Source organism: Halomonas sp. H10-59 (genome assembly GCF_040070555.1).
In the GTDB taxonomy this organism is placed as follows: Bacteria; Pseudomonadota; Gammaproteobacteria; order Pseudomonadales; family Halomonadaceae; genus Halomonas; species Halomonas litopenaei.
In genome coordinates this window covers 1,281,375-1,292,420 of the sequence record NZ_CP098828.1, presented here as the reverse complement: position 1 = coordinate 1,292,420, position 11,046 = coordinate 1,281,375, and the positions used below count along the sequence as shown (strand labels likewise).

General features: G+C 64.4%; 10 protein-coding genes. 4 read left to right on the top strand and 6 right to left on the bottom strand.

Features of this window, described 5'->3' with window-relative positions:
* Position 1: 1 nt before the first annotated feature.
* Both NFG57_RS05800 and NFG57_RS05795 read right to left on the bottom strand, forming a co-directional pair.
* Positions 2-1,051 (bottom strand): putative sulfate exporter family transporter, encoded by a 1,050-nt coding sequence (locus NFG57_RS05800; RefSeq protein WP_348815624.1) that lies wholly within the window; start codon positions 1,049-1,051, stop codon positions 2-4.
* A 183-nt stretch (positions 1,052-1,234) separates the two neighbouring features.
* Positions 1,235-2,866, bottom strand: a complete 1,632-nt coding sequence (locus NFG57_RS05795; protein ID WP_348815623.1) for a choline dehydrogenase — start codon at positions 2,864-2,866, stop codon at positions 1,235-1,237.
* A gap of 225 nt (positions 2,867-3,091) precedes the next feature.
* On the opposite strand from NFG57_RS05795, the gene dctP reads away from it, so the two are divergent.
* The 4 genes from dctP (at position 3,092) to NFG57_RS05775 (ending at position 7,068) form a co-directional block, all read left to right on the top strand.
* On the top strand, positions 3,092-4,324 hold the full coding sequence (dctP, locus tag NFG57_RS05790; protein ID WP_197037057.1) for a TRAP transporter substrate-binding protein DctP: 1,233 nt from the start codon (positions 3,092-3,094) through the stop codon (positions 4,322-4,324).
* On the top strand, positions 4,324-4,911 hold the full coding sequence (locus tag NFG57_RS05785) for a TRAP transporter small permease (RefSeq protein WP_222569188.1): 588 nt from the start codon (positions 4,324-4,326) through the stop codon (positions 4,909-4,911). The genes dctP and NFG57_RS05785 overlap by 1 nt, the downstream gene beginning before the upstream one ends.
* Before the next feature lie 10 nt (positions 4,912-4,921).
* On the top strand, positions 4,922-6,199 hold the full coding sequence (locus tag NFG57_RS05780; protein WP_045991950.1) for a TRAP transporter large permease: 1,278 nt from the start codon (positions 4,922-4,924) through the stop codon (positions 6,197-6,199).
* A 95-nt stretch (positions 6,200-6,294) separates the two neighbouring features.
* Positions 6,295-7,068 (top strand): IclR family transcriptional regulator, encoded by a 774-nt coding sequence (locus NFG57_RS05775; protein ID WP_045991949.1) that lies wholly within the window; start codon positions 6,295-6,297, stop codon positions 7,066-7,068.
* Positions 7,069-7,191: 123 nt separating this feature from the next.
* Here NFG57_RS05775 and NFG57_RS05770 read toward each other — a convergent pair whose 3' ends face one another.
* The 4 genes from NFG57_RS05770 to NFG57_RS05755 all read right to left on the bottom strand — a co-directional run bounded on the left by NFG57_RS05770 (position 7,192) and on the right by NFG57_RS05755 (position 10,849).
* The gene (locus NFG57_RS05770) at positions 7,192-7,674 is read right to left on the bottom strand and encodes a universal stress protein (protein WP_045991948.1); all 483 of its coding nucleotides are present in this window, start codon (positions 7,672-7,674) and stop codon (positions 7,192-7,194) included.
* 83 nt (positions 7,675-7,757) lie between these two features.
* Positions 7,758-9,098 carry a TRAP transporter large permease gene (locus NFG57_RS05765; protein ID WP_348815621.1) on the bottom strand — a complete coding sequence of 447 codons (1,341 nt, stop codon included), beginning with the start codon at positions 9,096-9,098 and terminating at the stop codon, positions 7,758-7,760.
* Between the two features lie 3 nt (positions 9,099-9,101).
* On the bottom strand, positions 9,102-9,653 hold the full coding sequence (locus NFG57_RS05760; RefSeq protein WP_108131565.1) for a TRAP transporter small permease: 552 nt from the start codon (positions 9,651-9,653) through the stop codon (positions 9,102-9,104).
* A gap of 122 nt (positions 9,654-9,775) precedes the next feature.
* Complete coding sequence (locus NFG57_RS05755; protein ID WP_348815620.1) at positions 9,776-10,849, bottom strand: TRAP transporter substrate-binding protein; 1,074 nt, start codon at positions 10,847-10,849, stop codon at positions 9,776-9,778.
* Positions 10,850-11,046 lie beyond the last annotated feature (197 nt).

The window sequence follows — 11,046 nt, the reverse complement described above, 5'->3', positions numbered from 1 at the left end:
GCTACCACTCGGCGATGCCGGTATACAGGCACACCAGCACCAGCCCAAGCAGGAAGACGGTCTCGGCGACCATCAGGATGACCGGCTTCCAGCCGACCACGGCGAGCTTCTGGAAGGAGGTCTTGATACCGAGTGCGGCGATGGCGGTGACCAGGCACCAGCGCGACAGGTCGGTCATGCCCTCGACCATCACCTGGGGAATCACGCCAAGGCTGTTGATCAGCACCAGCACCACGAAGGCCACCAGAAAGCTCGGGAACATCGGCACCTTGCCGCCTTCACCGCCACGGGCGCGGCGAAACAGCAGCATGAACACCATCACCGCCGGCACCAGCATGGCGACCCGCAACAGCTTGACGAAGGTTGAGATGTCGCCGGTCTCATCGGAAATCATGTAGCCGGCACCGACCACCTGGGCGACGTCATGGATGGTGCCACCAAGAAAGATGCCGGCCTGGGTATCGGTCAGTTCCAGCGCACCGACCAGCAGCGGGTAAAGCACCATGGCGGCGGTGGACAGCGTCGTCACGCCAACCACGGTCAGGATGGTATTGCGCTCGGCGATCTCGTTGCGCGGCATCGCCGCAGACAGTGCCAGCGCCGCCGAGGCGCCACAGATCGCCACCGACCCGCCGGTCAGCAGTCCCAGGTCATTTTTCAGCCCCAGCAGTCGCGCCAGCACGCTTCCCGCCAGAATGGTCAGCACCACCCCGGCGACCACCGTCACCACCGGGCCGATCCCGAGTTCCGCCACCTGCTCCAGGGTGATGCGTACACCCAGCAGGGCAACACCCAGCCTGAGGATGGTGCGGGCGGCAAACTCCACCCCCACCAGGCAAGGGCCCTGCTCGCTGAGAAAGTGCAGGGTCATGCCGAACAGCAGTGCGTAGAGCAGGGTCGGGCCACCGTAGTGTTCGGCGATAAAGGTGGTGGCCAGGGCAATGGTGATGCAGATCAGCACCCCCGGCATGCGCTCCCGGGCGGGCTCCAGATGGCGACGCCATCCGGTCACGGGCGTCTCGGGCTTGGCGTGTGTCGTTGGCTGGGACATGGGCGTCCTCTCGTTTATTCGTTGTTCGCGTATCAGGGGTCGCGCTCAGCGGGTCAGCCGATGACGCGCTATTGATTTGATCCTGGCCCAGCCCGCTACCGCGACGTTAGGGCCAGAGCGCGGCCTCGAGTAAGGCCAGGCCCCGATGGCATCGATCCGCTGTCGAGGTTCCAGCGCTGCACGTCAGGCGACGCGCGCCTGGGCACGGCGATCGGCCTTGATCATGTCCGCCGCGCGTTCGGCGATCATGATGGTCGGGGCGTTGGTGTTGCCCGAGACGATAATCGGCATGATCGAAGCGTCCACCACCCTCAGTCCCTCGAGGCCGTGCACCCGCAGTCGGTCATCGACCACCGCCAGGTCGTCGTGGCCCATCTTGCAGGTGCCCGCCGGGTGGTAGATGGTCTGACTGTAGCGCCGGGCAGCCTCGAGCAATTGCTCGTCGCTCTGATACTCCCGCCCCGGCACGTATTCATCGGTGATCACCTCGGCAAGCGGTGCCTGCTCGGCGATGCGTCGCGCCACCTTGATGGCGTCCACCGCCACGCGACAGTCTTCTTCGGTGCTCAGATAGTTGGGCTGGATCGAGGGATAGACGGCGGGGTCGGCGCTGGTGATGCGAATACGCCCCCGGCTGGTCGGACGCAACTGGCACACCGAGGAGGTGAAGGCCGAGAACGGATGCACCCCTTCGGCCGGCTTGTCCGCCGACAGCGGCTGCATATGGAACTGGATATCCGGACGATCCAGGCCCTCCCGCGACTGGGTGAAGATGCACACTTGACTGGCCGCCAGGGTCAGCGGACCGGTGCGGGTCAGGGCGTACTGGGTGCCTACCGCCAGCTTTCTCAGCGGATGACGCACCTCGTCGTTGAGGGTGCGACAGGAGGTCTTGAACACCAGCCGGATCTGCAGATGGTCCTGCAGATTCTCGCCGACGCCCGGTAGTGCGTGGTGGCAGTCGACGCCGACCTCGGCCAGGTGGTCGGGGTCCCCGATGCCGGAGCACTGCAGGATCTGCGGCGAGCCGATGGCGCCGCTGGACAGCAGCACCTCGAGCCTGGCGCTTGCCCGATGGGTGCTCTGCCCCTGGCGGTACTCGACCCCGACCACGCGCTTGCCCTCCAGCAGCAGCCGCTGACAGTGGGCACGCTTGACCAGGGTGAGATTGGGGCGCTTGAGCGCCGGACGCAGAAACGCCTTGGCAGTGGAGCAGCGAAAGCCCTTGTAGGAGGTCTGCTGGAAGTAGCCCACGCCTTCTTGCCTGGCCCCGTTGACGTCGCGGTTCTCGGGAATCCCCGAGGCCTTGGCCGCCTCGATGAAGCGTTCGGCGATCTCGCGGCGCAGGCGCAGATCCGAGACCTTCAAGGGGCCGTCGGTACCGTGGTAGTCATCGGCGCCCCGCTCCTGGCACTCCGACTTCTTGAAGTAGGGCAGCACCGAGTCATAGTCCCAGCCGTCGTTGCCAAGCTGCGCCCAATCGTCGTAGTCCTCGCGCTGACCGCGGATGTACAGAAGCCCATTGAGCGAGCTTGATCCCCCCAGCACCTTGCCTCTGGGCCACTGTAACCGGCGACCGTCGATGCCCTCGTCGGGATCGGTGAGGTAGCACCAGTCGGTGGCCGGATTGTGCATGGTCTTGAAGTAGCCCACGGGCACGTGGATCCACGGATTCCAGTCGGACCCGCCGGCCTCGAGCAGCAGTACCGACACCTCGGGGTCCTCGCTTAAGCGGTTGGCCAGCACGCAGCCGGCGGAGCCCGCCCCCACGATGATGTAGTCGAAAGCCGCTGGCGGTGGTGTTGTGGTTGTCATGTCGCTCACTCAATCGAGACGTTTTGTCTCAATTCATGCTAGACAGTTTTCTCAAAAGATCAATATCGAGACAAAAAAACTCATTTTTATTGATCTATTCCCGAGAGACTTCTAAGGTGTGGTCAAGGCCCTTTGTCGGGCCCGGTGCCAGGCGACGATCGCCAAGCGCGAACGCCCCGGCACTCCCCTGCATCCCTACACCAAACACAAGACTGGGAGCCTTCCATGAGTTCACGCCTCTTCTCATCAGACGTGTCGCGCCGCGACTTCCTGAATATCTCGGGTCGCTTCGGCATGACCTCCACGCTGCTGGCCGCCAGTGGTCTGGGCGCTGGCCTCACCGCCTCGAGCCTGGCCCGAGCCGCCGACGCCGAGCAGCAACGCCGCTATCAGACCGAACCCAAGTTCCAGCTGCGCTTTGGCGCCTCGGGCTTCAACGAGCGCAATCTCGATATCCAGAAGTCCGGGCAGCTATTCTTCGCCCGTGACGTAGAGGAGCGCACCAACGGCGCCATCCGCGTCGAGTTCATGGGCTCCAACGAGGTCTGCAACCAGCTCGACTGCGTCAGCAAGGCCCAGCAGGGCATCGTCGACATCTTCTCGGCCTCGACCCAGAATTCCGCCGGCGGCGCGCCCTACCTGAACGTGCTGGACTTCGCCTACATGTTCCCGAGCGTCGCCTCGATGTTTCACTTCTTCTACGACCCTCGCAGCGAGGCCCTGCTGCGCGAGCCGATGCGCCAGCGCCACAACCTGCAGTTCCTGTTCACCCACTGCGACCTGCGCGGGCTGATGATGGGCCAGAGCTGGGCCGACAAGCCGCTGGTGGACAGCCTCGAGGTGCTGCAGGGCACCAAGAACCGCGTCACCGGCACCCAGCTTGGCCGCATCGCCATGGAACAGCTTGGCCTCAACCCGGTCCCGGTGGCCTGGGAAGAGACCCTGGACGGCCTGCGCCAGGGCCTGCTGGACGGTGCCGAGACCTGGATGAGCGCGGTGGCCTACGCCGGCATGGCGCCGGTGGTGTCCCAGGCGGTCGACCTGCGCTTCTTCGCCGGCACCGAGCACACCGCCATGAACCTGTCGAAGTTCGAGGCGCTGGATGCCGAGCTGCAGGATCAAGTGATGGAGTCGGCCTACGCCGCCCAGATCTTCACCCAGGGCATGAACGAGGCCGGCCGCTACCAGATCGTCGGCGCCACCGAACACCCCGCCGCCGGCACCGTGTTCGCCGAGAACAACGTGCGGGTCGCTCCGCTGTCCGACGAGATCCGTGCCCAGGCCGAGCAGCTGTGCGCCCCCGAGTTCAACCCAGAGCCCTGGGAGCAGTGGCGCGAGCGGCTCAATGCCTGGGCCGGCGACGTCGACATCTACAAGGAAATCCACACCATCGCCCGGGAGATCCCGCGTGAGATGGCGGCGGTCAACGTGGCGCCGAAGCGCTGGTGGAGGGCGTAATGACCGATCACAAGGCCACCGCGGCCCAGGCGACGTCGAACGACGTCGCCGATCGGCCGACCCCCGCCTGGCTGGCGCCACTCAAGTGGCTCGACGCCAATCTGGAAAAGGTGATCATCCTGATCTCCTACAGCGGCATGGCGGGCATCATCTTCGTCGAGGTCATCCGCCGATTCTTCTTCAGCCTGCAGGCGCCCTGGAGCACCAGCATTCCGGTGCTGCTGTTTCTGTGGCTGACCTGGTTCGGCGCCTCGCTCAACGTCAAGCAGCGTACCCACCTGTCGCTCAACGAGATTCGCATGCGCCTGCCCTACGCCGGCCAGTTCGCCTGCCAGGTGCTCGACGCCGTGCTGTGGATCGGCTTCGGCGCCCTGGTCATCCACTTCACCATCGCCCAGGTGGAACTGGCGCACATGAACTTCGCCATCGTGCCGGGCACCGACAACGTGATGCAGTGGTGGTTCTACCTGGCCACGCCGCTGGCCTGGGCCCTGATCATCTTCCGGGTGCTGCAGAACCTGGCCAGCGACATCGCACGCTTCCGGCGCCGCGAGCCGTTCAACCTGCAACCGTCCATCATGGACTAGGAGAGACGTCATGACCGACGGCATGCTTATCGGCCTGGTCACCGCGGGCTGCACCACCATCTTTCTGCTGGGGGTACCGATCTTCCTGGTGATCGGCCTGTGGGTGGTCGGCACCAGCCTGATCATCGACTTCACCCTGGCCAATATCGGGGTCACCCTGTTCCAGGGCCTGAGCTTCTTCGGCCTGCTGGCCCTGCCGCTGTTCATCCTGACCGGCGACTTGATCAACGCCGCCGGCATCGCCAAGCGACTGTCCGACTTCGCCTATTCGGTACTGGGCTGGCTGCGTGGCGGCATGGGCATGGCCACCCTCGGCGCCTGCGGCCTGTTCGCGGCGATCTCCGGGTCCAACGCCGGCACCACCGCCACCATCGGCTCGATCATGCAGCCGGAGATGGTCAAGAACGGCTACGACGAGCGCTTTTCCGCCGCCACCGCCGCCTCCGGCGGTACCGTCGGCATCATCATCCCGCCGTCGATCATCTTTATCGTCTACGGCTTCATGATGAACCTGTCGATCAGCGACCTGTTCATCGCCGGCATGATCCCCGGGGCGATGATGGTGTTCGGCATGATGGCGGCCTGTCACCTGGTGGCGCGACGTCACGGCTGGGGCACCCTGATTCCGTTCAAGGCGGGTGAAAGCGCGCGCTTCGCCAGGCGCGCCTATCTCGGCTTCGCTACCATCGGGGTGGTGATCTACGGCATCTATTCGGGCAAGTTCTCGCCCACCGAGGCCGCCGCCATCACCGTGGGCTTCACCCTGATCGCGGGGCTACTGATCACCCGCGAGATTCGCTTCACCGCGCTGCCCTCGATCATGCTGCGCTCGGGCCAGATCGCCGGCATGCTGGCGCCGTTGATCGCGATCTCGGTGGTGATGCAGCAACTGCTGTCGGTGCTGGGCGCGGGCCAGGCGCTGCAGGACCTGCTCAGTGGTCTGGGCAACTACTACGTGATCCTGGGGGCCTGCATGCTGATGATCCTGCTGGCCGGGATGATCCTCGAGAGCCTGCCGGTGACCATCATCCTGGCACCGATCCTGGCGCCCATCGCCCAGAACGCCGGGGTCGACCCGATCCACTTCGCGGTGATCTTCCTGGTCGGCGCCGCCATCGGCTTCGTCACCCCGCCCTTCGGCCTCAACCTCTACGTGGCCTCGAGCATCACCGGGATCCCCTACCTGCGCCTGGTGAAGTTCGTCATCCCCTACTTCATTGCGCTGATCAGTTGCTGGATCGCCATCTCGATGTGGCCGGCGCTGTCACTGATGCTGGTGAACCTGTAACACCGACAGGCAAGCAGGAGCACGCGGCAAGCCTCACCGGGCTTGCCGCGTTATCATGAGTACCTGCCACCATTTTCCGTCGTCAAGGATCGCGTATGTCTACAGCAAGCACTCGGACCACGACCAATTCGACGCTGCAACGAGGCCTGGTACTGCTGGAAACCATCGCCACCTCGATCCACGGCGTCAGCGCCTCGGACCTGGAGCGTCAGCTCGACATTCCCAAGCCCACCCTGCATCGCCTGCTCAAGCAGCTCGAGGAGCAGGATCTGATCGTGCGCGACGTGGAAGGACGGCATCTGCTTCCCGGCGAACGACTGCACCGTATGGCCATGGGCGTGCTCGCCAACGAAAGCCTCAAGGCGCCGCGCCGTATGCTGCTCAAGCGCCTGGCCGAAGAGGTCAACGAAACCTGCAACCTGACCCTGCTGGAAGGTCACGAGGTGCTCTACTACGAACGGGTGGAGACCAACTGGCCGGTACGCATACAGCTGCCGCCGGGCTCGCGTCTTCCGCTGCACTGCACCGCCAGCGGCAAGATGTTTCTGGCGCTGATGGGGCCGGCCCAGCGCCGCCAGCTGCTCAAGCACCTGCCGCTGGAGGCCTATACCCCCTACACCGCCACCGAAGCAGACGAGCTGGAGCGACGCCTGGCGGACATCGCCGAAAAGGAGCTGAGCACCGACAACGAGGAGTTCATCCAGGGCATGGTGGCCATCGCCGTGCCGGTGTACGACCAGACCGGGCGCATCCAGGCGACGCTGGCGATCCACGCGCCCCGGCTGCGCCACAGCATCGACTCGCTGATGGAGTGGGCGCCCTTGATGCGGCGTATCGCCGGGCAGCTGCAGGATACCTTCGACCACTGAGCATACGAACGCATGAACGCATGAACGCATGAACGCATGAACGCATGAACGCATTGCCAAGGTACGCTGACTGACCGATCGGGTCAGGACACGCTCGGCCAGCCAGACTGACGTTCTTCGTGGCTACATCGGTGGCACCACCACCACCGGCACACTGGCACGCTTGATCACGCCCTTGGTCACCCGGCCTGCATAGGACGAGGCGAAGCCGCGCTTGTTGGTGGCCATGATGATCATGTCGCAGTCATGGCGCACGGCGTAGCGGGTAATTTCCGATGCCGGGTACCCCTCCAGCACCGACTTGGCGGCCACCACCTCGCGCCCAGGCAGGTTCGCTTCGTGCTCTTGCCAGAAGGCTTCGACAAATTCGTCCAGACGCTCTCGCGCCAGACGCAGGCGCTGCTCCATCAAGCCATCCAGGGTGGCGCGTTCACCGATGTTGGCCTTGAGGGTATGCATGACGTCATCGGACAGCGACTTGACCGCATGCAGCACGTGAACCTCGGCCCCGGTGGCCTTGGCCAGCGTCAGGGTGTGGGCAAGCACCTGGCGGCAATCGTCCTTCAGCCCCAGGCAACAGAGAAGACGCGAGATCGAAACAGGCATGGCGTGACTCCTTGGCGAGAGGCCGGGTCGCCGCGACATGCGAAGACACCCGGCCTTTTTTGCGGTGCGCTGACGGTGCGCAATCAATACCCCAGCATACGGGGTAGCCACAGCGATATTTCCGGGAAGTAGGCGATCACGAACAGCGCGAACACCGAGCTTGCGGCAAACGGCAGCGCCTTGATCGATATCTCCTCGATGGAGGCGCCGCCAATGCCGGAGGCCACGAACAGGTTCTCCCCCAGGGGCGGCGTCTGGAAGCCGATGGCCAGGGCACAGACGACGACGATACCGACGTGCACCGGGTCCATGCCCAGCATGTACATGATCGGCAGCAATACCGGCGTCAGGATCATGATAGCCGCCAGGGTTTCCATGAACATGCCGACAAAAAGCAGAAATGCGATAACCATGGCCCAGATCAAGTACAGGTTATCGGTCAGTCCCAGCATGCCCTCGGCGATCACCGCCGGCACCCGCTGTTCGACCAGCAAGCGGCCGAATACCGTGGCGGTGAACAGGATCAACAGCACCCGTCCGGTGATCCAGGTGGTGGTCTCCAGAGTCTTGAGCGCCGGCTTCCACTTGAGCTCGCGGTGCAGGAAGATACCGACGATCAGGGTGTAGGCGATGGCCACGATGGCCGACTCGGTAGGCGTGAACAGGCCGCTGTAGATACCGCCGAGGATGATCAGCGGCGCCAGGATCGACCACACGCCACGCTTCAGGCTCCTGGCGATGGTGTCCCAGGACCAGCTGTCGCTCAGCCCGCTGTAACCGCGCCGGCGCGAGATGATGTAGTTGACGGTCAACAGGCAGCCAGCGATCACCATGCCGGGCAGGATGCCGGCGATGAACAGCTTCGGAATCGACAGCGTCTGGAAGGCGCCGTATGCGGCCACGGCCTCCGCCGGTGGCTGCAGCCCCATCCCCGAGATACCGAAGATGACCATGGGAATGGACGGTGGAATCACCACGCCGAGGCCACCGGAGGACGCCGTGATGGCAGAGCCATAGCCGCGATCGTAGCCGCGGTTGGCCATGGCCGGGATCATCAGCATGCCCACCGCCGCGGTGGTGGCGGGCCCTGAGCCTGAAATCGCGCCGAAGAACATGCAGGCGAACACCGTGGCGGCGGCGAGACCGCCGGTCACCGGCCCGGCGAAGGCCTCGGCGATATCCACCAGGCGTCGCGAAATGCCGGCGGCTTCCATCAAGGCCCCGGCGAGGATAAAGGCCGGCAGCGCCATCAGCGGAAAGGACCCCACCGAGGTGAAGGCGATCTGCACGAAGGCCATGGGGTTCTCCCCCAGCGACAGATAGGTGGCAAGCGCGGCCACCCCCAGCGACACCGTGATCGGCGCGCCCAGCACCAGCAGCAGAAAGAACACCCCGAACAGCACGTAGATGATGGTCGTCTCCATGGATCAGTCTCCCTTCTCGTTGGATGACGACAGCGTCGAGGACTTGGCCTCGGCGATGGCCTCGGCCTCGGGATCGACGGGCTCGCGATGCTTGACGAAGCGCAGGTAGTTGTTCTGCAGGATGCGCAGGGTCATCAGCACAAAGGCCAGCGGCAGGATCAGGTAGAACACCTTCATCGGGATGCCCAGGGTCTGGGACTTCCAGAAGGTATTCATCTTGTTGAACACGAAGTCGTAACTGAGCCAGATGAAGACCAGGTTGAAGGCGATCCAGATCAGGTCGGTCAGCGCACCGCAGGCCAGCTCCACCCAGCGCGGGAAGAAACGGAACTGGAAGGTGACACGGTTGTGGGCCGACTTCTTGGCGGCGTAGACCGCCCCCAGGTAGGCGAACCAGACGAAGGCGTAGGTAGCCAGCTCATCGGCCCAGGGCAGCGAATAGCTGAACAGGTTGCGCAGCATGATCTGGGCAAACAGCAGCGCCACAAAGGTCACCAGCAACAGCTGGCACAGCCAGTTCTCGAGGTTGTCCACGAGCTTCCATAGACGATTCATCACGACGACCTCTGAGCAGGCACCACCTGGCGTCCAATGGCAGACGTCCGGCGGTGCCATGATTCATGGCGCCTGGAGCCAGGCGCCGGGAGGATTCAAGACGATAGCGACGTCGTGACAGATCAGGGGGCTGGCTCACGTCCCAGCGCGGCGAGCGCCTCGTCGAGCTTGGCCTTGCCGCCGATGCTGTCGTAGAAGTCGGGCCAGATGGAGGTGGCCTGTTCGATCCACGCCTGCTCGCCGTCGGCGGGCTCGGTGATCTCCATGCCGTGCTCTTCCACCAGCCGGGTCTTGATCGCGTCTTCCTGGGCCAGCAGATACTCGTAGCTGTGGTCGGTGGCCTCCTGAGCGGCCTCCAGTACCCACTGCTGCTGCTCCTCGGACAGGCTCTGGAACATGCCTTCACCCATGATCAACGGCTCCATGGAGAACACATAACAGCTGTCGGTGACGTGATCCTGGACCTCGTAGAACTTCATCGCGTCGATGGTGATGTAGGGGTTGTCCTGGCCGTCGACGACGCCCTGCTGCAGGGCGGTAAAGGTCTCCGACCAGGCCAGCGGGTTGGGATTGACGCCCCAGGACTGGTAGGCGGAGATCATGATCTCGTTCTTGGGCACCCGGATGACCAGGCCATCCAGATCCTCGGGGCTCGCCACCGGCCTCGCCGAGTTGGTCAGACGGCGACAGCCGGAGTAGGCCCAGCCCAGTATCCGCACGCCGGCGTCACGGATGGTGTTGTCGACCATCTCCTGGCCGATCTCGCCCTGGGTCAGGGTGCGGGCGTCCTCGGGACTCTGGATCACGTAGGGCAGCGTCATCACCCCGACCGTGGGCGAGAACGGCGTGATGTTGTTGATCGCCAGTACCGACAGGTCGAGCAGGCCCATGCTGGCGTTGTTGACGGTGTCCTGCTCACTGCCCAGCTGGCCGTTGGGAAACAGGTCCACGCTGACGTCGCCGCCGGACTTTTCCTCGATCAACTTGGCGAAGGTCTGTCCCATCTCGTGCTGGGTGCCACCGGCGGCGTCGCCCAGCGCCATCTTCCAGGTTGCCGCCTGGGCCGAGCCAGCGGCGCCAAGCAGCGCCAGGGCGACCGCCGCCACCAGCGGGCGTGGGCCGAAGCGCCGGGTCGAGGCGGCAGGAGTCATGTTGCGCGGGGGCATGGTACGGAGGAAAGGGGACTTGGTGTGCATGCGGAACTCCCATCATTGTTGTGCCGCTTAAAGCGGAATCTTGTTGCGGGTGTCACATCTTGATCGTCATTGGCTGGCGAGCGCGGTCAGGTCCGACCCGCCATGTGACTCACTCTCCCCCGTCGAGCATCGACGCCATAGGACCAGTGGCCCCACATCGATTGGGCCAGGCACCCGCGAGCCCTCGACAAGACGTC

Excerpts from the sequence above, each read along its gene's own strand:
- NFG57_RS05770 (WP_045991948.1), bottom strand. The coding sequence starts at position 7,674 with ATGCCTGTTTCGATCTCGCGTCTTCTCTGTTGCCTGGGGCTGAAGGAC.
- NFG57_RS05760 (WP_108131565.1), bottom strand. The coding sequence starts at position 9,653 with ATGAATCGTCTATGGAAGCTCGTGGACAACCTCGAGAACTGGCTGTGC.
- NFG57_RS05775 (WP_045991949.1), top strand. The coding sequence starts at position 6,295 with ATGTCTACAGCAAGCACTCGGACCACGACCAATTCGACGCTGCAACGA.
- dctP (WP_197037057.1), top strand. The coding sequence starts at position 3,092 with ATGAGTTCACGCCTCTTCTCATCAGACGTGTCGCGCCGCGACTTCCTG.
- NFG57_RS05800 (WP_348815624.1), bottom strand. The coding sequence starts at position 1,051 with ATGTCCCAGCCAACGACACACGCCAAGCCCGAGACGCCCGTGACCGGA.
- NFG57_RS05785 (WP_222569188.1), top strand. The coding sequence starts at position 4,324 with ATGACCGATCACAAGGCCACCGCGGCCCAGGCGACGTCGAACGACGTC.
- NFG57_RS05780 (WP_045991950.1), top strand. The coding sequence starts at position 4,922 with ATGACCGACGGCATGCTTATCGGCCTGGTCACCGCGGGCTGCACCACC.
- NFG57_RS05755 (WP_348815620.1), bottom strand. The coding sequence starts at position 10,849 with ATGCACACCAAGTCCCCTTTCCTCCGTACCATGCCCCCGCGCAACATG.
- NFG57_RS05795 (WP_348815623.1), bottom strand. The coding sequence starts at position 2,866 with ATGACAACCACAACACCACCGCCAGCGGCTTTCGACTACATCATCGTG.
- NFG57_RS05765 (WP_348815621.1), bottom strand. The coding sequence starts at position 9,098 with ATGGAGACGACCATCATCTACGTGCTGTTCGGGGTGTTCTTTCTGCTG.